Below are 26,698 nucleotides of genomic sequence, written 5' to 3' on the forward strand. Positions count from 1 at the left end.
GTGGTCAATGACTGCTTTAGACAATGATTAATTTCTAAAGGTTTATAAGTAATACTTATCATCCCCTTTTTCTAAAATGACTTTAAAACCGCAAGTGTGAGAGATGTTGAGGAAGTTACTAAGCTTTACATCTTCTTGCTCACCGGAGCGAATTTTTTGAATTACAGTTGGAGAAAGCCCTGCTTTTTCGGCCAGTTTTCTCACGGTCATTTTGCCATTCTTCATGAGTGCTTTGATGATTTCAGATAATAGAAACTCATCATATTCTTTTTCAAATTGTTCACGAAAAAGAGGGTCCTGCATTTCTCGTTCAAAAGTAGATAAATGTTTCTTAGTCATAATAATCACCTGTTTTTACTCTACTGGTATATTGATCCATAACCTTTAAGGCTTTTTCCTTTTCGGTTAAAGGTAACTTATCCTGCTTCTTCCTAAAGGCATTAGTTAAAATTATTTTTCTGTCTTCAAAAAAGAAACATAAAAATCTATCTGGCTTAGGTTTGAAGGCATAAATTTTGTCTCCTTCATGTCTAAACTTGGTTTTATCGTGAATGATACCGGCATCGCCCATTCTCTTTAATAGCTTCAACAACTGAATGCGTTCGTCTTTATTCAAAGAATAATAATATTCTTGAGATTGGCTATGCTTCTTTTCGTCAAAGTACCATTCAATCGTAAACTTTTCGCCTTGATAGGCAATATATTCAATATCTCTATTCATTATAATAGTACCACTATAGTTGCACAAATTCAAATTTGTTTATTGTTAGTTCTTCTATCAGGCTACTCCATTTATCTAAAGCCTCTTTGCGCTGGTACAGCATTTCGTCTTTGTTATAAGTCGCCATGATCTTAGGCATTTTATGTCCAAGACATTTTTCTATAACTACTGGGTCGATTCGCAATGTTTCTCCAAGCTGAGTGGCAAAAGTGCGTCTGAGATCATGGGCAGTCCATTGTGGGATACCTACTCGTTTTTGTATGCGTTGAATAGCTTTAGATATCGATTTATCGCCTAGTGGGGAATCATCATCGACCCCAGCTAAAACAAAATTAGATAAGCTGATTTCTTTTATTTCCAACAGAAGTTTTTTAGTAAGCTCGCTCAGATGAATCTTCATGCTAAGTCCGATTTTATTATTCTCGGGAGGAATAATCCAAAGAGATTTCTCGAAATTAAATTCAGACCATTTTGCTAGTCTTAGTTCACCAGTCCTTGCACCAGTTAATAATATGATTTTAATGGCGTTTTTAATCTGAATTGACATCGAGTGATTATCACTATCCAAAAATAGCCATATTTTTTTTATTTCATCAAGATCGAGATTGCGATCACGAGGTTTTTCTACTCCACCTATGTCTCTTGCTCGAATATTTATGGCTGGATTAATTGTAATTTCTCCTCGACTTACCGCGTAATTAAATACTTGTTTCAAGGTACTAAGCACTTTATTGGCGTGAACAGGGGAGCCTCTTTGAACTATATTATCCAAGGCCTTTGCTATGTCTCGAGGCTGTATTTTTTCAATTTCTAATGTTCCTAATAGAGGGATAATGTCAGCATCAATTTGTTGTTTAATCTGTTGAGGTTGCTTACGGTGTTTAACAATATAATTGTTGTACCAATCAGAAATTAACGTTTTCACATTATTATTTTTTTGGAGCAATTTTTTTTGGATAATGTCTTCTGGGTCTTGGTCAGACTGCCTTATCTCCCATAAATCATTAAAGGCTTTTCTAGCTTCAGCAACACCCATTACTGGGAAATTACCAATAGTGAGCCATTTCTCTTTACCGCCAAATTTATAACGGTAGAACCAGGTTTTCGTACCTTTAGGAGAAACCCTTAAACAAAAGCCATTACCCTCAGTAATATGGTAACGATTTTTTTCGGCACTTAAATTTGCAATTTTGTTATGAGTAAACTTTTCCATAATTATGCTCTTATTAGGATATCAGAAATTGGCTACACTTCTGGCTACACTTTTTTGTTTGCTTGTATGAAATCAATTTATATCATTTGAAATATTGAAATGCAAATAATCCTTTATTTAAAAGGATGTTATGGTTATAATTGAATTTGTTTGAAATTAAATGAAATTGGTTGTCACTAGCATGGGGTGCTAGTGGTCGAAGGTTCAAATCCTTCCGTCCCGACCAAGCCCAGTAAGGGTTTTATGAAAACCCCACAACCACTTCAGAATTATTTGGTACCAGTTTTGGTACCGGTCGTAAAATGGTACCTAAGCCAATTAATAAAAACTGACTTTAACTGTATTCTATAAATTTTTGTAAGCTATTGACTATGAATCACGTGAGAGAGTGTAAATGTTAGCTGATTCAATTATATGTGGAAAATACAGACATTATAAAAACGAAAAATTGTATGAAGTCATTGGCCAAGCTCGCCATAGTGAAACAGATGAAGATATGATAGTGTACAGGGCGCTTTATCAATGCGAACAATTTGGGAGTAATCAGCTTTGGGTTCGTCCTATGCAAATGTTTTTTGAGAATGTTGTTCATAATGGAAAAACAGTTCCTCGATTTCAACGAATAGAATAGTCTTAATTTAATCACTTATGTAAGCTAGTTGAGTTTCTGAAGATAATAGTATTAGGGCAAAAAGCGAACTCATTTTTGTTGATTCGCAAAACGATGGGTTTGTTAACACATGCGTCAAGATACTCTAATTTACCAGATTGCTTCCAAAACAGGTCGATAACCAATGTCTATTTCCATTTAGCTTTCATAATTGTATACAAAAAGAATGAGTATGACTTCGTTGCTTAGGGTAAGTTGTTGTTAAATCATATTTGCTTAATAGTGTGTAGCTCAAGAATGTTTGCTTACTCATAAATTAGATGAGCCTTATAACAATCCTCAATATTGGAAATAAAATCATTAACTTGAGAACCTTCTATTTGTGGGGGAAATTTTTCTATCATTAGATCATAACATAACCTGTTAATTTCGGTCATTTTGCTGAAACAGTCTTCAAGATTACTAAATCTTTTAACAAAAAGGTGGACATTACTTTGTAGCATAGAGGAGCACCAACGGGGTCAGGCCTTGAATCTTGAATTTAAGGATAGAGTAAACCTCAGGGGTCAGGTCTTGCCTATTGCCTTTTTTATATAAATAGGCGAAAGGCAAGACCTGACCCCTATGTGTGAGATTGTACTTCGGCTCTTTAATCTCATTTTGAGTCTCAAATCAAGGACTTAGTCTAAACTAAGTTGATTAATGTGCCCCCTTAATTGGTGTAGAGCCAATTTATCTTCGCGTTCGGGGTGAGTTAAAGTTATTAAAAATTGCCCTACAGTCTTGATTTAAATATTTTATTCCAACTCATACACGAAGGTTTTTGAGAAAGCGTATGCCAGTAAGATTGTTAGGCATAGGAATCAAATTGAAGCAAGAAAAGATCTATGAGGGCATTCAACTGCCTTTATTTGAATTAAACTTAGTTCAAAAGCGATAAACAACCCTAACATAAGGCATCAATATTTATGACTGAAGAAATCAAAATTCCAAATCTAAATGAAATTCGCGAAGCCAGAACGCTTCTTGGTGATAAAATTTTGCTCACTCCTGTATGGGAATGGAAGGGACAAGAAAAAGATAATCTTTTTGGAAAGAATACTGAATTATTTCTCAAGCTTGAAACACTCCAATACGGTGGGTGTTTTAAACTTCGTGGCGCCTTATTAAATATGATGGCTCTAAAGATCAGTGAATTAAAAAACGGAGTTACTGCTATAAGTGCTGGTAATCATGCAATTGCAGTCGCATACGCTGCAAAACAATTAGGTATCAGTGCGAAAGTGATTATTCCAAAAACGGCTAACAAATTTCGAGTTCAACGTTGTCAATCCTATGGTGCCGAAATAATTTATTGTGACACCATTAATGAAGGCTTTAACCGGGTTCAAGAAATTGCAAAGCAGGAATCTCGAGCCTTTATTCATCCTTTTGAGGGTTATCATACTGCATTGGGCACTGCTACCCTAGGTTTAGAGTTTGCAGAACAAACTAAAGGATTAGATGCTGTTGTTGTCGCTATAGGAGGCGGTGGTTTATGTGCAGGGGTTGCAAATGTATTTAAGCAAGCTCAACCATCTTGTAAAGTCTATGGAGTTGAGCCCGAAGGCGCAGATACAATGAATCGAAGTTTCATAGCGAATAAGCCAATGGCCATTAATAAAATTCAAACCATCGCAGACAGCCTTGGCGCCCCTAAAGCGGAACCATATAGTTTCCATTTATGTAAACTGAATGTCGATAAATTAGTAACGGTTTGTGATCATGAACTTATTACTGCAATGAAATTAATTGCAGAAGAACTCAAAATGATGGTTGAGCCGGCTTGTGCAGCCGGCATTGCAGCATATCTTGGCCCTTTAAAAAATGAGCTTCATGGAAAAAGGGTGGGGATTATTTTTTGTGGGAGTAATATTGATATCAGTACCTTTTGTGGTCATTGTAATTAGTAAAACAATATTACCAATACATGAAGCAGCCTTGATAAGAGCCTCTTTAAGAGGCTCAGTAAGAATGTAAACCTCAGGGGGCAGGTCTTTCCTTTGCCCTAAAGGGAAAAAGGAAAGACCTGACCCCTTTGTCTGACCCATTATCTATTCAGTTGTTCTACTCAAATCGACTAATTATATTGACATATATATGTATTTAAAGTTTTATATGTGAACAATATGTGGGGATAATTTGGGATCTTTGCGTTTCATTCAAATTAAAGTGAGGAAGATATGTTATGGCCGGTGGTAAGAAAATTGAATCTCCCAAAAACAATAAAACATTCGATTCTCAAAAATATCAGGAATTGCTACGTACTGGTGGAACATTCTCAATAAGTGAGGAGTATCCTAATATTGATATTGGATACATAGGTAGCAAGAAAATAGGCAATGGTTTTGGCACTGCTGTGATGCGTCATGTTGCTGAACAAATAATTGAAAATGATGGAACAATCACTCTTCAAGCAGTTTGGTCTTCCCATATTTTCCATCTTTACATGGGAATGATACCCATTGATCGCGAAGTAAACTATCTAAAAGTCACCTATGGTATGGATAGCCAGAGCTGCCTGGAGAAGTTTCGAGATTACCCTGAGGATGAATTATCACCAAGTATTATCAATAAACTTATCTTCATCTTCAGAATGGAAAAACAAATCGCTGAGGATCAGATACTGACATTACAAGATATCTCTAATGACGATAACCGCTCTTTTCTCCTAAAACTACTTGATAAAAAAGGCTCATATTTAATCCATGAATTTATTCCTAACCTATTGTATATATTTGAGACAAATATCACTCAGAAGTTTCCCAGTACTAGTTCTATGAGATCCGTCAATATGCAATTATCCAATGAGGGTAAATTACGATGGGCAAATGCAATCAATGAGCAAATTGATTTTGAACCTTTCCGCGATTTTGCTCAGCTCTTGCCTTATATGACAGAGGAGCAAAAAAAACAATTGCATTCTATTTTAGAACGTCGTGCTGAACATTTTGGTAAACAGAAAGAAACTACAAATGCTGAAATAACTTTACAGACAAATCCAGAGAAACAATTAGCTAAATCATCAGAGTCTGCTCATATCGCTCTCTCTTTGTTTCCACCTGGACCTAATGAGAGACAAGCAACTAATAATACTGTGATACAGCCAAAAATTTAGTTAAATTGTGATTGAACATATATAGGGTCAGGCCTTGAGTTTTGAATTTTATGGTTTTTATTGGCTCATAGGTGCAATGCAAAATTCAAGGCCTGACCCTACATGCCTACATGCGCTCATTAGTACAAGTACATTAGCAATTTTGTTTCACCATAAAATCTTACCTATTCAATTGGCTATAAACATTTGCTAAGTCTGGCGGTAATTCATATCGTACTGGTTCTGATTTTAGCCATTTATTACTGAAAAAACTTAAATTGGATTTTACAAATTCATAAGCGTTTGATACTGCACTTTTACTGATGTCATAAATTCTTGCGGGGTTGGTGAGTTGTATCATACTATCAATGAAAATCGCATGAAAAATCGACTGCGCATCAGGCTTCTTATTTTCTCTTAATAAGCGTTCCAGGCTGTTTTGAGCGGAATTGATAAACAGAATATAAAATACTCCTAAACCAATAGATGAAAAACTTTCATCTAGTAAATTAACAATTAGAGACATTGTATTAGTAGTTACCAAGAGCCCGGCTATATATCTAGTTAGTTGCACGTACACCGCATTTTGGAATGCAATTTTAATTCTGCTACTCTCAATTTCAGATATAAGTCTGTAGGTATTAAATAGAAATAATAAGTCATGCTCTTCTTTTAGCGAATTACTGATTATTTCATTAAGTGTTTGATTATAGGTTGCCATATTATCACGCCTAAAGAAGACATCCAAAATTCTTAGTCGCGGAGCAGGGTGCCTCAAAAAATTTGCCTTATATTCGCTTATAAATTGACGATTAGGCAAAAGTCTATGGGCTGGAGCAGTTCGGTTTTCATTAGTTCCATGATCAATAAAAGTCAATAGTTCCTGGATGTTCGTTTCAGATGGATTATTGGTTATGTTCTCTTTGAAACTTCTTAATTGCCAATTGAATTTGTTTTCTGTATCTATCTTGGCAAGAACATCATTATCATCAATAAGGGTATTATTATCATTACTTTTCAGCAACTTGCTTACTAAATCTTCATTAGTAACATTTTCGTGAGAGACTGAGATTTTACTTGATAATTTAAGTGCATAATAATGGCCTTTTCGCCTTGATAAAGGGCAAGAAGAAAGCTTTCTCAGAGTTTCCTCATCTCCGATATAGAAGTAGATGTCTTTTTGCTTTTCATTCTGTTTAGGAACTTTAATTAGAAGAGCGTTTTCTTTAGTAAGTGGTTCGAATGATATTGGGCATTTATTAGTGTATGGCATAGATTATTTCTTCTTATTAAAGTTTTCCGGATTTTTAGTTAATCTCTTTACTCGAAGTCTCTCTATCTCTATAGATATCGTGTGAAGCAGTCATTAGAGGAAATTTTAAATCCTTCCTTATTACAATGATTAATTGTAGTAATACTGCTGTTGTGTAATAGTAGATTCCTCTTCTTCATCGCTGTAATACGATTGGATTTCTGTAGGCTGGTTATGTCTATCCTTTTCTTTGTAATAAGCTCTTTCCAGCAAACGAAATTGCTCACGTTCAACTTCTAATCTTGTTTGATCGCTTCTCTGAGACTCTCTATGGCGTTCATTATTTTTGTCGTTTTTTGTAGAAGCATATAAAGTCATCTGACCCAGCATAGTTTGAGTGCTATCTGGACAAGTCCCTGCTTCTTGTTGCAATTCAAATTTAGCTTCTAGAAACAATTCCTTCCATGCTACCAGGGCTTCTTTCATAAGAGGTATGCGATTGATAGCGTCTAATTTTGATAGGCTACTGATAATTTCAGTGGCTTTTAGATGTGACAGAGAGCCTAACTCCCAAATTCCAGCACGCAAAGCTGTATCATGGCTTAAGGCTAAAAGATACAAGAGATCAACTCCATTATACTTGTTTAACGAAGTTAACTTATGATGTGCTATGAAATCTATAAAATCTTGCCCTAAGTGTATGTCTTTTCTTGTCGTTAAAAGAGAAAACTTGTATTGCGAAGAAAAAATAATAGGGGCAACAGCCTGATAATGAGCACTTTTTTCTGCTGATTTTACATCTAGGGGGAATGAATGAGATGTCAATTCATCAATGGAATTTGTCACATGGATCTGGGCATTTTTTTTATAGAAAAAAGGCATTTGTTTTCCTTTTTAAAAAGTTAGAGTGAAATTTAGATAAATACTTATTTGCCTATATGGTAATCTATAGCCAGATAGAACTTAAATAGAACATTTGTATATAGGTTATATAATATTTTTATATTCTTAATGCATGATCTATGAAAGCACACGCGGTTTTTCAAAAGGTTTCAGCACGTGTAGTGATAAGAATTCCTATTTTTCTCAGCAAGCGTAGGTCGGGCCAAACAATTCTTTTTCCTAAGCAACTTGTTAATTTAATCATCAAAATAATTAAATTATTAATAAAACCATAATCTTTTTGAATTATAATTATGCAAAGTGAGTAATTGTATATCAAAAATGACTGCCGGCATCTTTAATACCATAAAACAATGTTTAAATAATTTCTGCGATAACTATTTGAAAACTCCTATTGATGGGTATATTTATGTGCCATTTATGGAAAATGAAATTTCCGAAAAAATGAGAAAAGATATCCAAACATTTAGAGATAATAGTGCAAGCAGATTTAAGAATAAAAATTTTGTAATTTTATATCACAACACCTGTGATCTAGCTAATCTAGCTCCTAACACAAAAATTTATGTGCTGGGACACGGAATTGATTGTTATCCCGATAGAAAATTATCATCAACCTTAGACAATCCCAATTTACCCTATGAGGAATTAAAACATCTCCCCTTTCATGATTGGGCCTATACCGTTTCGGGAGGTAAAAAAGCAATTACAATAGATGAAATTTCCAAACGTATGATAGCTGACGGATTAACTAAAACAGATTCCATTACTATTAAATTGTGGTTTTGTGATCCAAGCAATAAAGCCTATATTATTGCAAGACGATTTGTAGAGGGTTTTGCTAATTATTCAAATTCTCTAAGGGTTGATTATTATGAAAACAAAATTTTATATTCACCAACGATACGAGATGGTGAAATGCATAAATGGGCTAGAGATGAAAAAACGGGCCAAGTAGTAAGAGCAAGCTCAATAAGGGCATCTTTATTTTCTAAGAATCACTCTGATGAAAATGAAACAAATATGCAAGCGTGTAATGAGCAAGTGGAAGAAACAAGATATATTGTTTAAAAGATAGAGTCTGTTTTTGATTCTTTAATCGGTGGCTATACTTCTTGGCAATTTCAAACTACTTCAATTTCAACAGGGGCAATGCCTTTTATACCGAGCTTTTTAGCGGCAGCAAAGGATAAATCAATTATCCTGTTCGATAAAAAAGGTCCTCGATCAGTAATTCGAACCAAAATCGTACGGCCATTATTCAGGTTTTTAACCCGTACTCGTGTAGCAAATGGAAGTGTTGGATGAGCTGCTGTCATCGCATACATGTTGTAGCGCTTTCCGGTCGATGTTTTTTGAGCTTTTCATGTGGGGGTAAGCGGAATTAATATTAACAATATGGCGTAAAAAGAGATTTTCTACACCGCCTTGATTTCGAAAATTAAAAGAAAATTATTCAACAAGCCAAGCTTGAAGTAAATACTCATGGTGAAAATACGGATTTAATTGTCCGGCTCAATGAGAACAAGGAAATTTCCATTGAATCCACAACGAGAAAAACTCATGTTAAAAATAATACGCTACAAGAGGAAGACGATAATGATATAGTCGCAAGTGCTTTAGCTTCTTTGCGTAGCCGTTCTCCATAGCATAGTATTACCTACCTAAAGATAGAGTATCAAATGAACATCTAAAAAATTAAATCTTATCTGCTAAATCATCCTATGGGTTCATTTCTGTTTGCTCTTGGAGGTAATACCCAAATACATGAAACAAAAGTGAGGTTAATCTACCTTTTTGCCAGTAGGTTTCACACTGATTTTTGCCGGAGTAAGGTTGTTGGTGATACGGGAGACCGTTCTATCTACTCGTCGCTGAAGCATGATTTCAACCATTACTGTTTCATTCGGATGAAGAATTTTGTTAATGTCAGCGAGCGAGGAATGAAAATCGAGTAGCTTGTAATAGGCAAGTGCCTGGTCACTTGACTCAGGGTATGCTTTAATACGGAATCCCAGGTTACCCTGCATTTTTGGGGTATTAATCCCGGACTCCATGATATCGTAGTCAAGAAAATAAGTCAGTTTTCCCCGATCATGTTGGTTACGCTGACGGTCTGCGAAGAAACCTGTAGGAAGCGCATACTCGCTATATTGAGGTCCAGCAGTTAGATAAAGATCATAATCTTCAAGATGATTGCCCCGGTCATCAATCAGCCGGAATATAATCATAGAGTAGCGATTGGTGATGTACTCGCGTTTATGTATAAGCGTCTGCACACGTTCTATATGCTCATTTTTCTGGGTTTCTTGGGTAAGCTTATCCAGATCTTTGGTCAATTGACTATAGGAGTCACGATTTTTTACTTGAAGACATCGCAAGACCCATATAGCCGTAGGATGAGTAGCGGCATTGGCCATAGTCACACTGCGGATAATTCCCATTTTTTTACCGGAATGCGAACACCCAGGCAGAACCCCAAATGCCAATTGCTTTGTCCGGGTCATTTTGGAGACAACCAGATTTTCACCATTATTTCCCTCCTGATGTAACTTTAATAGACTGTAATTCATATTTGCAGCAGCTACACGTACAATTCCATCAGACCCGGCTTCTCCCGTGTAGGAGTTAAGTGCATCATAAAGTTGGCGATCAATTTTCTGGCCCGTAAGGACAAACGCATAGATACCATTAGCAGTACAATCGTAATCAAGCCAACTTTCATTAAGTTGCCAGCTCATATTGCTTCCAAGCTCAAGCCAATCAAGCACATGCTGTCCTGGTTCAATACCTTCAAAAAAACTTTTTATACGACCTAGCCGGGATTTACCCAGTTGAGCAAGCGCAGAACCGTGGTTGGGGGGAGCCAACATGATAAGATGACTCAATGGACATTTTGCAAGATTATTCTTAAAGTATAAATCCATCCATTTACGGACAACTGGGCCTCCGGTAGAGTGAGTAATACAAGCAAAACGCTCTCCGTTGCGCAGTTTATCAGCAATTTCATCACGCACTGCATGATTAAATGCACGTGCTATATCGTCGACTGTTACTGTATCGTCAAAGCTGATATAGCGTCCAAGATAGATATTACCCACTTGAATAGTCAGCTTTCCAACTTTGCTCTGACTTTCAAGCCATTGAGGAAGCTCTCCATAAGTATTGGTATGTGTGACACTCCAGCCATGGACGAAGATAACAATCATAACTTTCCTTAACTAATTGACATTACATGGGGTATTGTTGAATAAACCGGATGATATTGCATTATTTTACAATAATATAGGGTTGACCCCATTGATTAATTATTTGAAAAATTAATCAGGAGAGCAAGAGAAAAATCGCATCTACACATGTTTAATTTCAACGAAAAATCTAGTAGGGTTCAATATTGTTAGCGAACTTAATCTTCAATATAATACGATGCTTCGATGATCATCCATCAGCAATGCAGTTCTTTCTCGAGACAGGAGTTTTATGCCATGTTTAGCAAAGCTTTATTAACATCTACATACAAAAATGGAAAACCTGGGCAACGTACTGATGCGCATGAAAGAGCAGAGCACCACCGTTTTAAAACAGAATATCTGTTTAAAAATCCTAAAATCCCCAAAGATTTGTACGTCTCACGATTGATCCAACACTTTTTTATTATTAAAGCAATAGAAACGCAATTACAGGGCTTATCAGGAACTAATAAAGCAGAAATTAATGCATTTTTTTCTTTATCTTATCTTCAACAATTATGGCGTACCTCAGCTATAGAAGAGGATTTGCGACAATTAGGGGTTGAACCTGAAACAATTCAGGAGCACATGAAAGCCAGAACAACCCAAAGTTACCTAGAAAAAATAGAAACATTAAAGCCCAAAGCATTACTTGCCCATTTTTTACTTCATGTTGCCGGTTTTATGCATGGTGGAAATATTATTCAATCAAAATATATTAATCCCAGCAATCGTTTGACTTCTTATAAAATACCAGCAAACCAATATGATTTTTTCCCTGCAGCCTCGTTTCTATCTACGGAGAATCCAATAGCTCTTTATGGAGATATGATGAAGCAAGTGGATAAAATAACTCTGGATGAGGATGAATATAGAGATATTTTTGAGCAATGTACGGGTATTTATGCAACAATGGCAAGTATCTATGATGACTTATGTGATATGCATTCTCTCCACCCAAATCGATTTGTTTCCTCCCTTGCGTTACTCACCGTGAGCATGGTAGCTATTGCATTTATTTTCAAACTAATGACGGATTACTTGAGTCCTAGTCAATCATTTACCCCTACTTAAGACGCATGAAACAATTTAAGGATTCTGGTCTGGGTGATTGTGGCGACAAAGATCAATTGGGGCAGACTCGATTGATTTTACATTCTACCCAATAATTGGGCTGGGGAGGTTCGGGGGAGTTTAAAGAGAAGTCCTGGTTGCGAGCAACCAGGCTTGCTTATCACATTTAGTGCTGTTCAAAGTCTATTTTTATGCATTTGAATCTAAAAATTCTTCCAGGGCTGATTGCGACCTGTTTCCCATAAAATTGTTTTTCATATTATTTTTAAAAGTGATAGGAACGCCTCTAATAGCAGTACCACAAACATTTTCAAATTTATCATTTACCATTTGATAGAAAATCCAATCCTTGTATTTTTCTTTATCAGAAACTTGCCCATAAATTGGCAAAAAAGCCTTGCAATGTGAGCACCATGATGCGTGAACTAATAAGACCGTTTTAGGCATTGCTAAAGCGGGGCAATCTCTGTTAGTAAATGGTCTTAGAGTTGCAAAAGACAGGGTAGGAATCAGCGTTATTAGGGCTATAGCTAAACATTTTGTTACATTCTGCATTTGTTTCTTACTCTGGGTTGATTTCGAGAAGAAATGATAAAGTATATGATAATTCAAATCAATTATAAGGGAATAGCTCAATGAGAGGGTAGGTAGCCACGTCGAAAATAATATTTAAAAGTCTCATTACCCGGAAAGCAGACAGAGATAAAAAGTCGTTTAATTAAGGGGCAAAGACAACGAGAAAAATATTATCTTAAAGATTTAATAATTTACAAATATAAGCCAGCGTAAATATATGGGGTTATGTCTTGAATTTTACATTACGACTTGATCAATGGGGAAGAGTCCGTGATGCTAGATTTTCTTTCGCCTGATAAGTTTTGACTTTTCCCTGTCCCGGGATAATTTTAGAATTAATATTATGTCATTTAAATCAGTCCTCAAATACCATAATACCCTTTTAATTAATGTATCGCGATAAGTTATCTTTTTAAAACAGAGAGTATATAGAGGTAAATGGGGATATCTTTCTGATTAAAATTCAAATATAGTTTCCAACTACTAGAAAATAATATAGGGATATTATCTATGAGATGGGCTATTTCATATACTGGTATTTTATCTGCTTCAATGTTTGTAGCTTTTAGTTCATTCGCCTCGAATATCCATCCAAATAATCCTTCAAATTCCCATGCGAAGGTGATTTATGGTTTATCTAATACACAACACGTTAAAGAAGGTGCGAATGGTCCATTTTACGTTCAAGCCGCTACATTTAAAGATATAAAAAATGCCAGTCTCTATAAACAGCAATTACGAAAAAAATTCCATCAACCAGTAACTGTTAAAGCAACGAGCAAATACTATGTTGTAATCATCGGTCCGCTGAATTCAGTCGCCGAGGTTAGGGCATTGAGTAGCTCCTCGCATGTACCTTTAAACACAATGGCTCATGAGCCTAATAGAACAGTGCATGTATCAAAAGATAAACCTAAAATTAACACTAAAGTCATTATTGGTGATAAAGATGGTGTAGAACCAACTGCCCCTAACCATATAGATATTATAGGCGCTCTTGGGTTTGCAAGTTTAAGTGCAAGTGATGGTTACTTAGGGGTGACCAGCAGTGAAACCGACAGGCTTGTACAAACCAATAATAATCAGTGGGATACATTCGCTGCGCAATTAGGGGTTGGCTATGTTTATCATTTGCGCCATTACAACCCCTTTTCCGACCATGTTCAATGGTTTACCGCTATAGAGCCTGAACTAAACGGATATTACCTCGGTCAAAGCAGCATTAAAGGAGATGTTTGGCGTTTTAGTGATCCTGCTTTTAATGAGATGACCTTTAACATGCCAATAAGAAGTTATCGTCTGATGGTTGATGGGGCCTTAACTGTTGTTTCTAAGAGACAATATTCACTTTACGCCAAGGGCGGTATAGGAAATGCCTGGAATCGTGTAGGCTATCGTGATGCGGATCGTAGCAGTATCCCTTGTGCGGATCAATTTTTAGATCTCAATTCCAATACACGTTCAAGTTTCGCTTGGGAAGTTGGTGGTGGGTTTTTCTATGCGTTCAATAACCGTTTTGCTCTTTCTATAGAGTACTTGTATGCGGATTTGGGCAGTGTGGAAACACCTGGTACTGGATTTACAGGTACTATCACCGCACCTGTCTTAGTTCCAGCCAGTTTTAACCTGACCTCACAAGCAGCATTATTTGGATTGCATGTAGCAATATAACTACACCAGGAATTACAAGGAGATACATGATGTTTAAGAAAGCTCAGCATGGAGTGGTAATTTTAGGTTTATTACTGCCTTTAGCAACGCAAGCACTATCCTGTCGCGGTGTTTCTGAAGGTGGCACATCCCTTGCAAAATGTGACGCAACGTTTATAAATCCCCCCATTTTTGGAGATCTTTGCCAAAACGCAACCTTGACTGGCATTTATACCTTAAGAAACGATACGCCACGTGCTTTGAAGATAAATTATATTAGGATTCAAGATAATGATCCATTGCCTGCCGCTGCTACGGCCATTATTCCAACACCTACGAATGGCTGCGTCATCGGCAGTTTTTTAGCACCAGGTGCTACCTGCAACATTAGCTTGCAACTCCTGCCACTGGCTGCAGGTACTTTCAACCGAGTCCTCCAGGTTGGGATTGATACTCGCCAGGTTCAAATAGATGCTCCAGCGATTACTTCCCTGGTAAGCCTCTGTTCTACGCCAAGCCCTCTCCCTCCTCCAGATTTTATCCCCCCAGTCCCCGTACCCCCTGTCCCGGGTTTTCCTCCCACTGTCCCAGGAGCGCCGCCTCAGCCTCTCTTTAGTACTTCTATTCTTGGGGCATCAACAGTGACAAACACGGGACCAACGTTAGTGAATGGCAATTTAGATCTTACGCCCGGATCATCAGTCACTGGTTTCCCTCCTGGTGTTGTTATCAATGGAGCCATCAACATTAATAATGCTCATGCGACTGGTACAAAAATACAAGCCAGTGCTTATTTCACTGAGCTTAACGGATTGGCTTGTAACTTTAGTTTCGGTCCAGGTGATACGGTGATAACACAAACAATGCTCAATACGAACGGACCAGGCGTTTATTGTTTTGCATCAAGTGCTCAAATTGCCTCTAACCTAAATATTGCAGGTTTACTAGGACAATCCTACACGTTCAAGATAGGCTCTACTCTCACAACAGGTGTTGGTACAATCGTGACGACTAGTGGTGGGATTTTAAATGATAATATTAGCTGGGCAGTTGGCAGTTCAGCCGTTCTGGGGGTTGGTAGTACCTTTCATGGAATCATTGATGCACTTGCCAGCATCACCCTCAATAATGGTGCAATATTAAACGGAAGAGCTTGGGCACTAAATGGGGCTGTTACTCTCGATTCCAATCAAGTAAACCCTACTGGTCCATAATTACCCCAATTTCATTCACTAAGAAGATCTAATTATTAGATCTTCTTAGCTTATACAGTGTAGAAAATAATGATGACCTAATTTTAATCTGCGTGCGAAGACTCCGACCTAAACCAGTGACGGTAACACATCCCTTTTCATTCCCGCTGTTACTGCACACATCAGAATAGCTAAGCGTTTGCAGTGAATTCCAACTGATTTTTGAAGTTGTTTATATAATAATTGCTCGACACGCATTTTTTATTACCTATTAGATTTGGCGACAATAATTGGATCAAAGTACAAAATACGTATCAATTGATTTTCAATAAATTCAAATAGTTATTGGGGGATATTACAGGTCTGACCCCATTGATTCTCTTATTTTTCAAGTAGAACAGCGTATCTTGATAAAGAGGGCATAAATTCCAATGTTATTTTAAGGGTTACAAGAATTGGAACAGAAATAATCGCACCCGCGAAGCCCCATAACCAACTCCAAATCAAAATGGTTAAGAAAATTAAAAGAGGATTTAATTTTAAACGTCTTCCTAGAAAAATAGGAGTTATGAGTTGGCCTTCTATTACGGTAATTAAAAAATATAAAACAGGCGGTGCAAAAATTTGCAGATAAGTATCAAATGTTATTAATGAAACAAATAAAATTATAATGATACCAATTAAATGGCCGAGATAAGGAACAAATGTGAGTATAGCCACCATGGCACCCCAAAGAGGAGCATTCGGCACGTTTAATAACCAAAATACTAAAGCCATTACTAATCCAAGGCAAAAACATATAATCGAAAAAGTGAATAAATATTTAGAAACTTCATTTTTAAGAGTGAGAATATATAGATTTTCTGGTGCCGATGATTTTTTTCGTTTGTAAATAAGTAGTTCTAGTTGTTGTATAAAAGACTTAAAATACATTAAATAGAAGAAAAGCAAAACCACAACGGTACCAATAGAAATAACTATATCAGTGGTTAAATTAAATAGAGAGGGTGCCAAACTGACGTTAGACGTTACAATCACATTCTTTTTTTGGTCTATACCGGCCATGGATTGAGCACTTTCAGCAGCTTTATTGATTTCCCCTAATGAACTTTTTACTGTTCTAAATTTACCCTCAATAATTTTGAAATTATCTGATGCATTGATGATCCAATTTGTAGCAGGTGGAATTATGAAAGTAATTCCTAATGAAATAATGCCGAGAATGCCGCTTAAAATAAATGCTGAAGCAATAACTTTAGGAATCCTAATTTTGACAAGCCATTCCATAAATGGACTAAGTAATAAATATAAAAGAAAAGATAACAATATAGGAAATAAAATATATTGAGAAATTGCAATAGTATATAAAAGAGCAATGGCTACTAATATTTTCAACTCTAAGGATGATTTCATATTTATCTTAATTTTATCTATTCCACTATTTAATTTATAATAATTTGTTTCAGTTCACTATCTAAATTTTATAATTCACAAAAGATTGTTGAAGGGTTTTCAACTCATCCATTTGAGGAAGCACAGCCGGATTGCTTGCAGCCAGGATTTCCAGCGGTGACACAGAATTTTCGAGGCTTTTTCGCCTTACTCGGATTTCCATAGGTATGCACGTGACAATATTCTAGCCAATAAGGGGGCGGAGAAGTTCAGGGGTAATTTTGTGAATAAGAATAGGCAGATTAAATAGAAGTCCTGGTTGCATGCAACCAGGTTATGCTTGTTGCTATTACACTCTTACGATGTTTCAGCAGATCTTCCTGAACATGCTATGAGTGGAACATATATCTTAGGAAGGACATGGCACCAGACCTTGCTTTATCTGTCTTAAACCTTGCGCCACTTTTTCTTTACTCAATGCGTAACAAAAACGTAACACATGTTTTCCTTTATCCGGATTTAGATAAAAAGCGCGTCCAGGAACCACGGCAACTTTTGCCCGCTCAAGTAACATGCGTGTCATGGCGGCATCATCTTTAAAACCCATGCGGGAAAAATCAGCCATAATATAGTAAGCTCCCTGAGGAACCGTCACCTCAAAACCAATGTCACGTAACTCACGAACAGTATGATCCCGTTTTTCCAAATAGCTTTGACACATCGTTTGATAATAATTTTCTGGTAATTTGAAAGCATCGATCGCCGCATGCTGTAACGGGGTCGCAGGACACACATACAATAAATCTTGAACCAAGGCCATTTTTGCAATTACATGTGCCGGACCACTGGCATAACCTAAACGCCATCCCGTCATATTATACGTTTTTGAACATCCTGAAATCGTGATGGTGCGATCTTTAAAATTTTTTAAACTAGCAAATGACACATGTTTATAGCCAGGATAAGTAATGTATTCATAAATTTCATCAGTGATCACTGCTAAATTATAGTGTTCTGCAATTTCGCCAATCGCTAATAATTCGTGCTCAGAAAAAACTTTGCCACAAGGATTACACGGTGTGCAAATGATAATCGCGCGGGTTTTAGGAGTTATCGCTTTTTTAAGATCATCGATTTGAATGCTAAGATCATGTAAATTAATAGGTACCGCTTTAACATTAACTTGATACAGCTCCAAAATATTTTTGTGGTAGCCATAAAACGGTTCAAACAAAATAACTTCATCACCTGGATTAAATAAAGACATCGTCGCACAAATAAAGGCGCCAGTAGATCCGTGGGTCACCAGAATTTCTGTTTCGGCATGAACCGGGATTTTATTAAAAGTTTGAATTTTATTGGCAATAGCATGGCGTAAATTGAATACCCCTTCACAAGCAGAATATACATTTTTCTCTTGTTCAATCGCACGTACAGCGGCCTGTTTGATTATCTCAGGTGTAGGTAAATCACAAATACCCTGACCTAAATTAATGCCGCCAATTTTTTCACACTCCGTGCTCGCCGCACGAATACCAGATTGACACAAGTTTTCACTCGCTTGACTTGTTTTCAGCATGTTGTTAGTTCCTCTTTGATTCTTTGTCCTGCATATAAGAAAAATCTCCGCCTTGTACCGCTCACTACGCGCATCCGCAAAATTGCTTTTAAAAATAACAAGCGTAGCCTTGATGAAGCCCAGCGTAATCAAGGTTTTCATTCTCCGAAGTGCAGGCTATCAACATGCTTCAGTCTCAAGCTTGCCAATGTTCACCTATCCGGCCATTGTGCACATAATGATGAAATGAAGAATATGGCCAATCATGCAGCTCGTCAACTAAACCAGCAAATATTAACGAATAGATTTAAATAATAAACCTTGATTACGCTGGGCTTCATCAAGGCTACGCTTGTTCCCCATCTTTATTTTGCTTGGAATAATGAGAGTTGCAAGGATAAAATAAATTGCGAACTCAGTGGAGTGGGGATAGTTCATTTTTGTGTTTTGCACTCATCTACAATTTCTGGCAATATCCGGCTTCTGTTAAGGATTAAGGAAGATCGTGTCGTGTCGATAAATCTAAATTCCCACTGCTTTAGATTTTTGTTAGGAAGCTTATTGTTCTCTTTCTGTCAAATTATTGTTGCCGGAACTCCTAATGAAAAAGAAAAGAATATATCGCACTATGGCCATGCGATAGCGAGCCAAGAAGGCTTTGGCTTCATTTCAAATGATAACCAAAACAAATTATTTCTGCATGGGCTTTATCAATTTGACCAAGATGCCTTTTTCAATGTAAGGGGGTTAACCATAAATAATGGTGTTGAAAGTACCGATATGATTAACCAGGATAATGTGAATCGATTTTGGATGAGACGTGTACGCCCCATTTTTAATGGTACTTTTTTAAAATATAATGATTTCTATTTCATGCCGGATTTTGGTCAAGGTCAAACTCGCTTATTTGATGCCCTCATTGATTTGCATTATTTTGAAGTGTTCAGTTTAAGAGCTGGCAAACAAAAAAGCCTCTTAACAGGATTTGATCGATTGAGAGGGGCCGCTACGAACAATACAGTTGAACGTGGCTATGCAACGATGATGGCGCCAAGTAGAGAATATGGTTTCGTATTCTACGGAGCTGTGGGGCCAAAGCGAAAAACCAATCAATCTCCTTATAATTATAAGTACAATAAATTCAATGACTGGTTTTCTTATGAAGTTGGGGTATTAACAGGGTCTTTTGATAATACCAATCCCGGATTAAATCCTGTTACACCCACTACCTTTAATTCAGAGACAGCAACTTTAGCGAATAAAGTATTTGAACTTCGTTTGTTTACTAATCCGTTTCTAAACGGTTCTTTGCCGCTTTTAAGAAATTTAGGATTTGGCATCGCTGGCAGTACAGAAGAGGTAAACAATCAAAGCAATCCACCAGCTCTAGTCTCTGTTGGCCAAAATCCAATTTTCTTTTATGAAACGGATGTACACGGCAATGGCCCAAGAAAAAGACTTCATCCTCAAGCTTTTTGGTTCCTGGGTTCTTTTGGCGTATTTGGGGAATGGACACAAACTCAGCAAACCCTGTCTAAAGGGCTTGTTTTCCCCAACGCTGATGATCTTCAATTCGTTGAAGTGACAAATCACGCGGCAGAAGTGCAGGTAGTTTATAATTTGACTCAAGAAGCCTTCACGCTCGGGTCGTTAAAACCTAATCGCAATTTCTCGCCTAGAGAGAGGGGAGCATGGGGCGCGTTTCAATTAGTCGCGAGGTGGTCACAATTAGCGCTGGACAATCGTATTTTTAATTCTTTTTCTGCCGAGGAAGAGCAAACTAATTACACCTTTTCTGATCCTAGGCTATCCGTACAAAGAGCGAACACCTGGGGAGTAGGGATTAATTGGTTTTTAAATAGAAATATGGTCATTATGACAGAATATGATCAAACTAATTTTGTTGGTGGTTGTTCAACAGGAGCATTAAATGCTCCTGAGACACCTGGATGCTTAACCGCTGGTGACTATGCAACCGCTTCGACAAGCAAAGTTAGGAACCGCCCCAATGAACGTGTGATTATGCAACGGTTTCAATTATCTTTCTAGAAATAGTACCTTGCCTAGCCTTGATGAAGCATAGCGTAACCAAAGTTTTCATTCTCCAGAGTGAAATGAAGGATATGGCAATCATGCAGCTCATCAACTAAACCAGCAAATATTAACTAATAGCCTGGCCGACAAAATGAGTAGGGTAGATGAGGTCATTTTGCCCTGAGGTAACGTCAGTTTTTTCATGAGAAACCTCCACTAATTTTTTCGTTTACGTACCGTGCTTATTTTTTTCGCCTACATACCGCACTTATTTCTTCGCCTACCTGCACTTTATGCGCGGTATCCAGGGGATGTTGCTATAGAAATGCTCAGCGGCATCTTAAAATATTGTTCTGGATACCGCGCATAAAGCGCGGTACGTAGAGAAATTTAAGCAGAGAAATTTAAGCAGTACGTAGGGAAATTTAAAATGAAAAACTGACGATCCCTCAGGTTTGTTGGCCTAAGGTATCGTCAATTTTTTGATGAGAAACCCACTAATTTTTTCGTTTACGTACCGTGCTTATTTTTTTCGCCTACATACCGCACTTATTTCTTCGCCTACCTGCCGCGCTTTATGCGCGGTATCCAGGGGATGTTGCTATAGAAATGCTCAGCGGCATCTTAAAATATCGTTCTGGATACCGCGCATAAAGCGCGGTACGTAGAGAAATTTAAGCAGAGAAATTTAAGCAGTACGTAGGGAAATTTAAAATGAAAAACTGAAGATCCCTCAGGTTATTTTGCCCCAACCTATTATGCTATTAATGCACTTCACCACCGTATTTATAGCAAGCAGCGCCACGTGCAAGTTTACCTTGTTTGTATAATTTACTAAGTTTTTTATCACATCTTTTTTTCGCTTCAGCACAGGCATCCGATGCTTTTAAAGCCTTACCTGATTTTGTAACTTCAGCATATTTGCCATTCTCGTATTGTGCAATATATGTGCATTTTTTAAATACCTTAGCATTGGCATTTTCTGCAAACAAAGTCAGCATTAAGGAGGTAGCTAACATTATATTTAAAACCCGTACTATAGTTTTCATTCCTTGATCTCCCAAAAGTACACTCAACTATAGCTCGTTAGTCGAGCTAATATTTGGTAACTATAGCACCTCAATGTGCAGTGGTCTAATAAAACAGAATTTCTATAACACATAAGGGGGCAAGTCTTGAATTTTGCGTTACGACTTGTACATTAAAAATTTTTCTTATTGCTACTTTAGCAATTAAAATATTCGATAAAGACAAGGTATACAAATACCCCTCCCTTATCAAACATATCATTGAAACAAGCGTGAAACCTGCTCAAAACATAGAGTATGTAACAAGGGAGGCCGATCGACACGACTAAAGGCAGTACCTGCGTTTGCGCAAAATATGAATACTTCAATGGGTGTATTATAATAAGTCCATTGTCGCTATAATTTTGATTAATTCTAAACCAAAGCTTTAGAAGTCTGACGCCTTGGAAATAAATGCAACTGAATAAATCTCAAAATGCTATAGAGCTAACATCTCAACTTATTTAACGCTAGGAGATAACTTTGACTATCACCGAGAGCGCGATGGAACAACGCGTTCTAAAATTATCCATAGTGATGACTTCCTTTTTATCACTGATAGGTATCGTATGTGGCCTGCTATCGGGATCATTAGCTATCGTGTTTGATGGTATGTTTGACATGATTGATGCTGTCATGTCAGTTCTTGCGCTCTTGGTTACCCGACTTTTGACCAGTGAAGGTAATCGCCGATTTCAATATGGTTATTGGCATGTTGAACCAATGGTATTGGTTTTTAACGGCAGCATACTTATCTTGGTGTCAGCCTATGCTTTGATAAATGCCATTGGCAGTATATTGTCTGGCGGGAGAGAAATGAATTTTGACATGGCGCTAATTGTTGCTTCATTTATGTCCTTATTATCCATGGGTATGTATGGTTATGTGCGACATAAAAACTTAAAAATTAATTCTGAATTTTTAAGGCTTGATGCCCATAGTTGGCTCATGTCAGGATCGATTTCATTAGCCCTCTTAATTGCATTTGTCATTGCCCAATTAATGGAAGGGAGCAGATACCAACACCTTACTCCTTTTGTTGATCCTTTTGTGTTAGCAATTATGTCTACCTTTTTGTTTTTTGTACCGATGTCGACAGTACGTAATGCAATGAAAGATATTTTTCTCATAGCCCCATTTAGTCTTGATGAGAAAGTAAGACTATTTTTAGATGATCTCATCATACGATATGAATTTAAGACCTATTCAAGCTACGTAGCCAAAATTGGGCGGGCCCAGTTTATTGAAATTCATATTGTTGTCCCACCTGAATATAAAATTTCTACTATTGACTCATTGGATGTAATTCGTCACGAAATAGCTGTTGCTATGGGAGGAGAGAGCCCGCAACGCTGGTTAACCATAGTGTTTACTGCCAATGAAAGTTGGATTTAGGAAGTTGCCAAAGGGAATAGACCCTGGATATATAACATAGCAAGCGTAGCCTTGATGAAGCGCGGCGTAATCAAGTTTTCATTCTCCTAAATGCAAGCCATTAACATGCCTCGGTCTCAAGCTATCCAATGTTCACCTATCCGGCCATTGCGCATATAATGATGAAATGAAGAATATGGCCACTCATGCAGCTCGCAATCATGTATTACGACTCATACTGTGTATATGGGGCAGGTTTGAATATATTAATTTTAAAGGAAATTCACATGCGCCAGTTTTTGATTACAATTTTTATTTTTTTGTTGTCTCTTGCAGCATATTGTGCGCCTGTCTTCGAAATTATTCCTCTTGGAGTCTATGGTGGTTTGAAAGATGGAAATTTATCAGCTTATTTATTAAAGACTAATGAGAGCGAAAATTATACAGTTCTTGATGCGGGTACTCTGGTGCATGGGCTTGAAGTTGCAGTCGGTAGGCAATCAATGCGTAATAAAAATGTTGAGGATTTGCTGCAAAAACATATCCCGACTTACCTCATTTCCCATGCACATCTTGATCATCTTATGGGACTTGTGATGGCGCAACCTGAATTGCGAGAGCAGCAAACAATTATGGCGCGCGAAGAAACAATGCACGCATTGCAGAAAAATATTTTTAATTGGTCGGTTTGGGGGAATTTTGGCGATAGAGGGGAAATTCCGCACTTGAATTATCAGCATTATCAAACTATGCCATTACTACAGTGGGTTGCTATCCCTAATACTGATTTGCACGTAAAAGCGTTCCCTTTGAGTCATGGTGGCATGGCATCAAGTGCTTTTTTAATACGTTATAAGACGGAATATATCTTATATTTTGGTGATACTGGCGCTGACAGCATTGAAAAATCGACAAACATGGGGAATATTTGGAAAGAAATTGCACCACTTATAAGAAATAAGCAGCTTCATGCCATCATGCTGGAGTGTTCATTTTTAAATTCACAGCCAGGTGATAAATTATTTGGTCATTTAAAACCAAACTTATTTATGTTTGAGTTGCGACAATTGGCGTCGATTGTGGATCCTTTAGATTTAAGAAACTCACTACGGGGATTGCCAGTTGTTGTTACTCATATCAAGCCCAGATTAGTTGATCTTGCAAATTCCAGGAAAGATATACGAATGCAGGTTATCAACGAATTGTCTCAGGAAAATGATATTGGCGTAGAATTAATTAAACCTGAGCAAGGTATTATGTTCCGTTTATAATAGACGCTCACGACATCGGTTAAGAGTGCCGAACCAGTCTTAAGAAAGCATGTTGGGTCTGCGGCGGTGCCCCGGACCCCGTGGACAAGCCCCGGGTATAGGCAGAGACGTGATCAAGGGACAGTTGCTACCCCTACACCTGCCCGGCAATGATGGATAGCTAAACTCCATGTTTAATTCCAACAACAATAATTTTTCTTCTATCCCTATAAGCTTGATCTGTAGCTAGAAGATCAAAGTGTTCGAGATTGGCCCGAAAAAATGGACTAAACTATTATTATGAAGGAAGTAATGATATTTTTATTTTGGTTTTCTATTTTATTTTTTTCGCCGTTTATAACGGCAGCGGATCCTCTTTATTCTGATCAGACTGTAAAACTACAAATTTATCTGGATAAAAACAATTTTAGTCCTGGAAAAATAGATGGGGTTAATGGACAGTTTACACGTTTTGTTTTTTCTTTATTAGATAAAATCTCCAAAGAGGAAAAGGCAAACCTAAAACATCCCATTAGTTCAATTAATCCTCTTTATACCGAATATAAAATTAAAGAATCGGATAAAAAATTTATTGGAAAAGTACCTAAAACACCGAAGCAGCAATCCCAAAAGAAATTTATTCCCTATGCCAGTTATGGAGAATTTGTAGCCGAGCGGTTTCATAGTGATATACGTTTATTAAAAGCACTTAATCCAGGAAAAAATATAAATACTTTAAAAGCTGGCGATATACTTAAAGTCCCCAATGTTGACCCTTTTGTCATTGAAGAACTGAAACCAAAAATGTTTGCAAAGCAAAAACCAGAATTCGCAAAACGTGTGATAAAAATAAATACCAAACAACGGATTTTAAGTGTTTATGAGAACGAGGCTCTTTTGGCAGCATTCCCCATAACACCAGGGTCTACCGAGCTTCCAGCACCAAAAGGTGTATGGAAAATTGTAAAAATTACCTTTTTACCCTGGTTTAGATATGACGAAAAAATGTTAAAAAAAGGAAAAAGAAGCAAGCATTTTTTTAATATTCCACCAGGACCGAATAATCAAGTAGGAGTCGTTTGGATAAGTTTAAATAAATCAGGGATAGGTATCCATGGCACGGATAACCCAGAAACAATTGGACGTTCGACAAGTCATGGGTGTATTCGTTTGACGAATTGGGATGCGGTAAAATTAAGCAAATTAACAAGCCCCGGTGTTGAAGTCAAAATCGATGTGAATGAGTAGAGCGATATCTAACATTGCTCCTCTGGTCTTAAGGTAAGGATTTCATGTCCACTATCTGTTACTAAAATAGTATGTTCCCACTGTGCAGATAATTTGTGATCTTTTGTGACAACAGTCCAACCATCTCCTAAAGTTTTAACTTCTTTGCTACCCAAATTGAGCATTGGTTCAATAGTAAAAGTCATTCCTGCCCGTAATTGTAATCCTGTATTTGGTTTGCCAAAATGCATCACGTCAGGTTCTTCCCACATTGCTCTCCCAATTCCATGACCACCAAACTCTCGCACGACTGAATATCCATGTTGTTCTGCATGCTTTTGGATTATGCTGCCTATATCTCCGAGATGAGTCCCAGGACGCACTATCGAAATCGCTTTATATAGGCATTCTTGTGTCACTTCTACTAATTTTTTAGCAAAAGGCTTTACATTGCCAACCAGAAACATTTTGCTTGTATCCCCAATATAACCGTTTTTTTGTACTGTCACATCGATATTAATAATATCGCCATTTTTAAGTCTTTTATCGGAAGGGATGCCATGGCAAACCACATGATTTATGGACGTGCAAATGCATGCCGGAAACCCATAATGATTTAAAGTTGAGGGAATAGCTTGTAAATCTTCGAGAATATATTGACGACAAATTCGTTCAAGCTCATTGGTGCTTGCACCTTCAACCACGTAAGGTTCTATCATTTGCAGTACAGATGCAGCCAAATTACTGGCAATTCGCATTTTTTCTATTTCTTCAGCAGTCTTCACTAACATCGCGTATTTCACCTAATGATGCTTGGTTTATTAAAATTTTGAGAATTTCAGAATAAGTAATTGATGGGTTTTCTTCTGCCAGTTTCCCTATTCTAATCCAATATTCTGCCTGAGAATTAATTGAACGGCTCATTGCTCTTGCCATCAGTTTGGTTGCTTCGTGCAACTCGTCAGAAATTTTTACTATGCCCATATTTTCTCCAAAGCACAAAGAATATAGTGTTTTGTAATAAAATGCTATATTTTGAAATAAAATATATTTCGGGAGAGAGTAATATAATGTACCCCAAAATAAGGGAGATAAGGGTTAAGGCTCGATACACTTGTTGTTTATAAATCCAAGCTTCAAAAGAACTTATAATTAAAAGTAGAATTAAATTCGGAATCTAGATTAGGGACTACGTTAGCTTTCTCTGCAGCAACATCTCATTCTAGGAAATTTAAACA

General features: G+C 37.2%; 23 protein-coding genes and 2 pseudogenes. 12 read left to right on the plus strand and 13 right to left on the minus strand.

The annotated features are described in order from the left end of the window. Positions 1-42: 42 nt before the first annotated feature. Genes FOLKNPGA_RS04130 through FOLKNPGA_RS04140 form a run of 3 tightly spaced genes read right to left on the minus strand, consistent with a single transcriptional unit; the run spans position 43 to position 1,934 of the window. Positions 43-339 (minus strand): AsnC family protein, encoded by a 297-nt coding sequence (locus FOLKNPGA_RS04130; RefSeq protein WP_010652888.1) that lies wholly within the window; start codon positions 337-339, stop codon positions 43-45. Beyond that, positions 332-721 (minus strand): type II toxin-antitoxin system RelE/ParE family toxin, encoded by a 390-nt coding sequence (locus FOLKNPGA_RS04135; protein ID WP_010652889.1) that lies wholly within the window; start codon positions 719-721, stop codon positions 332-334. Before FOLKNPGA_RS04135 ends, FOLKNPGA_RS04130 begins: the two co-directional genes overlap by 8 nt. Positions 722-734: 13 nt before the next feature. Continuing rightward, positions 735-1,934: a site-specific integrase gene (locus FOLKNPGA_RS04140; protein WP_010652890.1), complete on the minus strand. Its 1,200-nt coding sequence runs from the start codon at positions 1,932-1,934 to the stop codon at positions 735-737. A 394-nt stretch (positions 1,935-2,328) separates the two neighbouring features. On the opposite strand from FOLKNPGA_RS04140, the gene FOLKNPGA_RS04145 reads away from it, so the two are divergent. The 4 genes and pseudogenes from FOLKNPGA_RS04145 to FOLKNPGA_RS04155 all read left to right on the plus strand — a co-directional run bounded on the left by FOLKNPGA_RS04145 (position 2,329) and on the right by FOLKNPGA_RS04155 (position 5,701). Continuing rightward, complete coding sequence (locus FOLKNPGA_RS04145; protein WP_182351805.1) at positions 2,329-2,565, plus strand: DUF1653 domain-containing protein; 237 nt, start codon at positions 2,329-2,331, stop codon at positions 2,563-2,565. Positions 2,566-3,326: 761 nt separating this feature from the next. Next, positions 3,327-3,484 (plus strand): annotated as a pseudogene (locus FOLKNPGA_RS19170) (DNA polymerase IV); the annotation flags it as partial. A gap of 28 nt (positions 3,485-3,512) precedes the next feature. After that, positions 3,513-4,493, plus strand: coding sequence for a threonine/serine dehydratase (locus FOLKNPGA_RS04150; RefSeq protein ID WP_182351806.1), 981 nt, complete (start codon positions 3,513-3,515; stop codon positions 4,491-4,493). Positions 4,494-4,771: 278 nt separating this feature from the next. Continuing rightward, positions 4,772-5,701: a hypothetical protein gene (locus FOLKNPGA_RS04155; protein ID WP_182351807.1), complete on the plus strand. Its 930-nt coding sequence runs from the start codon at positions 4,772-4,774 to the stop codon at positions 5,699-5,701. Positions 5,702-5,861: 160 nt separating this feature from the next. On the opposite strand, the gene FOLKNPGA_RS04160 is transcribed toward FOLKNPGA_RS04155, so the two are convergent. Then, the gene (locus FOLKNPGA_RS04160) at positions 5,862-6,953 is read right to left on the minus strand and encodes a hypothetical protein (protein WP_182351808.1); all 1,092 of its coding nucleotides are present in this window, start codon (positions 6,951-6,953) and stop codon (positions 5,862-5,864) included. A 129-nt stretch (positions 6,954-7,082) separates the two neighbouring features. After that, positions 7,083-7,814 carry a hypothetical protein gene (locus FOLKNPGA_RS04165; protein WP_182351809.1) on the minus strand — a complete coding sequence of 244 codons (732 nt, stop codon included), beginning with the start codon at positions 7,812-7,814 and terminating at the stop codon, positions 7,083-7,085. A 441-nt stretch (positions 7,815-8,255) separates the two neighbouring features. Between FOLKNPGA_RS04165 and FOLKNPGA_RS04170 the strand changes: the two genes are divergently transcribed. Next, the gene (locus FOLKNPGA_RS04170) at positions 8,256-8,906 is read left to right on the plus strand and encodes a hypothetical protein (protein ID WP_182351810.1); all 651 of its coding nucleotides are present in this window, start codon (positions 8,256-8,258) and stop codon (positions 8,904-8,906) included. Positions 8,907-8,959: 53 nt separating this feature from the next. Here FOLKNPGA_RS04170 and FOLKNPGA_RS04175 read toward each other — a convergent pair. Beyond that, a pseudogene (locus FOLKNPGA_RS04175) lies at positions 8,960-9,193 on the minus strand (septal ring lytic transglycosylase RlpA family protein); the annotation flags it as partial. 426 nt (positions 9,194-9,619) lie between these two features. Then, the gene (plaB, locus tag FOLKNPGA_RS04180; RefSeq protein WP_182351811.1) at positions 9,620-11,044 is read right to left on the minus strand and encodes a phospholipase PlaB; all 1,425 of its coding nucleotides are present in this window, start codon (positions 11,042-11,044) and stop codon (positions 9,620-9,622) included. Between the two features lie 276 nt (positions 11,045-11,320). On the opposite strand from plaB, the gene FOLKNPGA_RS04185 reads away from it, so the two are divergent. After that, positions 11,321-12,139, plus strand: a complete 819-nt coding sequence (locus FOLKNPGA_RS04185) for a biliverdin-producing heme oxygenase (RefSeq protein WP_182351812.1) — start codon at positions 11,321-11,323, stop codon at positions 12,137-12,139. A 189-nt stretch (positions 12,140-12,328) separates the two neighbouring features. Here the strand turns inward: FOLKNPGA_RS04185 and FOLKNPGA_RS04190 are convergent, their stop codons facing one another. Continuing rightward, positions 12,329-12,694 (minus strand): co-chaperone YbbN, encoded by a 366-nt coding sequence (locus FOLKNPGA_RS04190; RefSeq protein WP_182351813.1) that lies wholly within the window; start codon positions 12,692-12,694, stop codon positions 12,329-12,331. A gap of 531 nt (positions 12,695-13,225) precedes the next feature. On the opposite strand from FOLKNPGA_RS04190, the gene FOLKNPGA_RS04195 reads away from it, so the two are divergent. Both FOLKNPGA_RS04195 and FOLKNPGA_RS04200 read left to right on the plus strand, forming a co-directional pair. Next, positions 13,226-14,386 (plus strand): outer membrane beta-barrel protein, encoded by a 1,161-nt coding sequence (locus FOLKNPGA_RS04195; RefSeq protein ID WP_182351814.1) that lies wholly within the window; start codon positions 13,226-13,228, stop codon positions 14,384-14,386. 26 nt (positions 14,387-14,412) lie between these two features. Next, on the plus strand, positions 14,413-15,579 hold the full coding sequence (locus FOLKNPGA_RS04200) for an ice-binding family protein (protein WP_182351815.1): 1,167 nt from the start codon (positions 14,413-14,415) through the stop codon (positions 15,577-15,579). A gap of 360 nt (positions 15,580-15,939) precedes the next feature. Here FOLKNPGA_RS04200 and FOLKNPGA_RS04205 read toward each other — a convergent pair whose 3' ends face one another. Both FOLKNPGA_RS04205 and FOLKNPGA_RS04210 read right to left on the minus strand, forming a co-directional pair. Next, positions 15,940-16,971, minus strand: coding sequence for an AI-2E family transporter (locus tag FOLKNPGA_RS04205; RefSeq protein ID WP_182351816.1), 1,032 nt, complete (start codon positions 16,969-16,971; stop codon positions 15,940-15,942). Between the two features lie 388 nt (positions 16,972-17,359). Then, positions 17,360-18,529, minus strand: a complete 1,170-nt coding sequence (locus FOLKNPGA_RS04210) for a pyridoxal phosphate-dependent aminotransferase (RefSeq protein ID WP_182351817.1) — start codon at positions 18,527-18,529, stop codon at positions 17,360-17,362. Between the two features lie 540 nt (positions 18,530-19,069). Here FOLKNPGA_RS04210 and FOLKNPGA_RS04215 point away from each other — a divergent pair. Beyond that, complete coding sequence (locus FOLKNPGA_RS04215; protein ID WP_182351818.1) at positions 19,070-20,557, plus strand: porin; 1,488 nt, start codon at positions 19,070-19,072, stop codon at positions 20,555-20,557. 749 nt (positions 20,558-21,306) lie between these two features. Here the strand turns inward: FOLKNPGA_RS04215 and FOLKNPGA_RS04220 are convergent. Next, positions 21,307-21,591: a hypothetical protein gene (locus tag FOLKNPGA_RS04220; RefSeq protein ID WP_182351819.1), complete on the minus strand. Its 285-nt coding sequence runs from the start codon at positions 21,589-21,591 to the stop codon at positions 21,307-21,309. Between the two features lie 501 nt (positions 21,592-22,092). Here FOLKNPGA_RS04220 and FOLKNPGA_RS04225 point away from each other — a divergent pair. The 3 genes from FOLKNPGA_RS04225 to FOLKNPGA_RS04235 all read left to right on the plus strand — a co-directional run bounded on the left by FOLKNPGA_RS04225 (position 22,093) and on the right by FOLKNPGA_RS04235 (position 25,481). Continuing rightward, on the plus strand, positions 22,093-23,004 hold the full coding sequence (locus FOLKNPGA_RS04225) for a cation diffusion facilitator family transporter (RefSeq protein ID WP_182351820.1): 912 nt from the start codon (positions 22,093-22,095) through the stop codon (positions 23,002-23,004). A gap of 266 nt (positions 23,005-23,270) precedes the next feature. Then, positions 23,271-24,254: an MBL fold metallo-hydrolase gene (locus FOLKNPGA_RS04230; RefSeq protein WP_182351821.1), complete on the plus strand. Its 984-nt coding sequence runs from the start codon at positions 23,271-23,273 to the stop codon at positions 24,252-24,254. A 291-nt stretch (positions 24,255-24,545) separates the two neighbouring features. Then, positions 24,546-25,481, plus strand: coding sequence for a L,D-transpeptidase (locus FOLKNPGA_RS04235; RefSeq protein WP_182351822.1), 936 nt, complete (start codon positions 24,546-24,548; stop codon positions 25,479-25,481). Between the two features lie 8 nt (positions 25,482-25,489). On the opposite strand, the gene map is transcribed toward FOLKNPGA_RS04235, so the two are convergent. Continuing rightward, complete coding sequence (map, locus tag FOLKNPGA_RS04240; RefSeq protein WP_182351823.1) at positions 25,490-26,251, minus strand: type I methionyl aminopeptidase; 762 nt, start codon at positions 26,249-26,251, stop codon at positions 25,490-25,492. Further along, positions 26,232-26,444, minus strand: coding sequence for a ParD-like family protein (locus tag FOLKNPGA_RS04245; RefSeq protein ID WP_182351824.1), 213 nt, complete (start codon positions 26,442-26,444; stop codon positions 26,232-26,234). Before FOLKNPGA_RS04245 ends, map begins: the two co-directional genes overlap by 20 nt. Positions 26,445-26,698 lie beyond the last annotated feature (254 nt).

Source organism: Legionella sp. PC1000, assembly GCF_014109805.1.
In the GTDB taxonomy this organism is placed as follows: Bacteria; Pseudomonadota; Gammaproteobacteria; order Legionellales; family Legionellaceae; genus Legionella; species Legionella resiliens.

What these genes read in the sequence shown, in the direction of transcription:
- FOLKNPGA_RS04130 (WP_010652888.1), bottom strand. Translation starts at nt 339, where the DNA reads ATGACTAAGAAACATTTATCTACTTTTGAACGAGAAATGCAGGACCCT.
- FOLKNPGA_RS04135 (WP_010652889.1), bottom strand. Translation starts at nt 721, where the DNA reads ATGAATAGAGATATTGAATATATTGCCTATCAAGGCGAAAAGTTTACG.
- FOLKNPGA_RS04140 (WP_010652890.1), bottom strand. Translation starts at nt 1,934, where the DNA reads ATGGAAAAGTTTACTCATAACAAAATTGCAAATTTAAGTGCCGAAAAA.
- FOLKNPGA_RS04145 (WP_182351805.1), top strand. Translation starts at nt 2,329, where the DNA reads ATGTTAGCTGATTCAATTATATGTGGAAAATACAGACATTATAAAAAC.
- FOLKNPGA_RS04150 (WP_182351806.1), top strand. Translation starts at nt 3,513, where the DNA reads ATGACTGAAGAAATCAAAATTCCAAATCTAAATGAAATTCGCGAAGCC.
- FOLKNPGA_RS04155 (WP_182351807.1), top strand. Translation starts at nt 4,772, where the DNA reads ATGGCCGGTGGTAAGAAAATTGAATCTCCCAAAAACAATAAAACATTC.
- FOLKNPGA_RS04160 (WP_182351808.1), bottom strand. Translation starts at nt 6,953, where the DNA reads ATGCCATACACTAATAAATGCCCAATATCATTCGAACCACTTACTAAA.
- FOLKNPGA_RS04165 (WP_182351809.1), bottom strand. Translation starts at nt 7,814, where the DNA reads ATGCCTTTTTTCTATAAAAAAAATGCCCAGATCCATGTGACAAATTCC.
- FOLKNPGA_RS04170 (WP_182351810.1), top strand. Translation starts at nt 8,256, where the DNA reads ATGGAAAATGAAATTTCCGAAAAAATGAGAAAAGATATCCAAACATTT.
- plaB (WP_182351811.1), bottom strand. Translation starts at nt 11,044, where the DNA reads ATGATTGTTATCTTCGTCCATGGCTGGAGTGTCACACATACCAATACT.
- FOLKNPGA_RS04185 (WP_182351812.1), top strand. Translation starts at nt 11,321, where the DNA reads ATGTTTAGCAAAGCTTTATTAACATCTACATACAAAAATGGAAAACCT.
- FOLKNPGA_RS04190 (WP_182351813.1), bottom strand. Translation starts at nt 12,694, where the DNA reads ATGCAGAATGTAACAAAATGTTTAGCTATAGCCCTAATAACGCTGATT.
- FOLKNPGA_RS04195 (WP_182351814.1), top strand. Translation starts at nt 13,226, where the DNA reads ATGAGATGGGCTATTTCATATACTGGTATTTTATCTGCTTCAATGTTT.
- FOLKNPGA_RS04200 (WP_182351815.1), top strand. Translation starts at nt 14,413, where the DNA reads ATGATGTTTAAGAAAGCTCAGCATGGAGTGGTAATTTTAGGTTTATTA.
- FOLKNPGA_RS04205 (WP_182351816.1), bottom strand. Translation starts at nt 16,971, where the DNA reads ATGAAATCATCCTTAGAGTTGAAAATATTAGTAGCCATTGCTCTTTTA.
- FOLKNPGA_RS04210 (WP_182351817.1), bottom strand. Translation starts at nt 18,529, where the DNA reads ATGCTGAAAACAAGTCAAGCGAGTGAAAACTTGTGTCAATCTGGTATT.
- FOLKNPGA_RS04220 (WP_182351819.1), bottom strand. Translation starts at nt 21,591, where the DNA reads ATGAAAACTATAGTACGGGTTTTAAATATAATGTTAGCTACCTCCTTA.
- FOLKNPGA_RS04230 (WP_182351821.1), top strand. Translation starts at nt 23,271, where the DNA reads ATGCGCCAGTTTTTGATTACAATTTTTATTTTTTTGTTGTCTCTTGCA.
- FOLKNPGA_RS04235 (WP_182351822.1), top strand. Translation starts at nt 24,546, where the DNA reads ATGATATTTTTATTTTGGTTTTCTATTTTATTTTTTTCGCCGTTTATA.
- map (WP_182351823.1), bottom strand. Translation starts at nt 26,251, where the DNA reads ATGTTAGTGAAGACTGCTGAAGAAATAGAAAAAATGCGAATTGCCAGT.
- FOLKNPGA_RS04245 (WP_182351824.1), bottom strand. Translation starts at nt 26,444, where the DNA reads ATGGGCATAGTAAAAATTTCTGACGAGTTGCACGAAGCAACCAAACTG.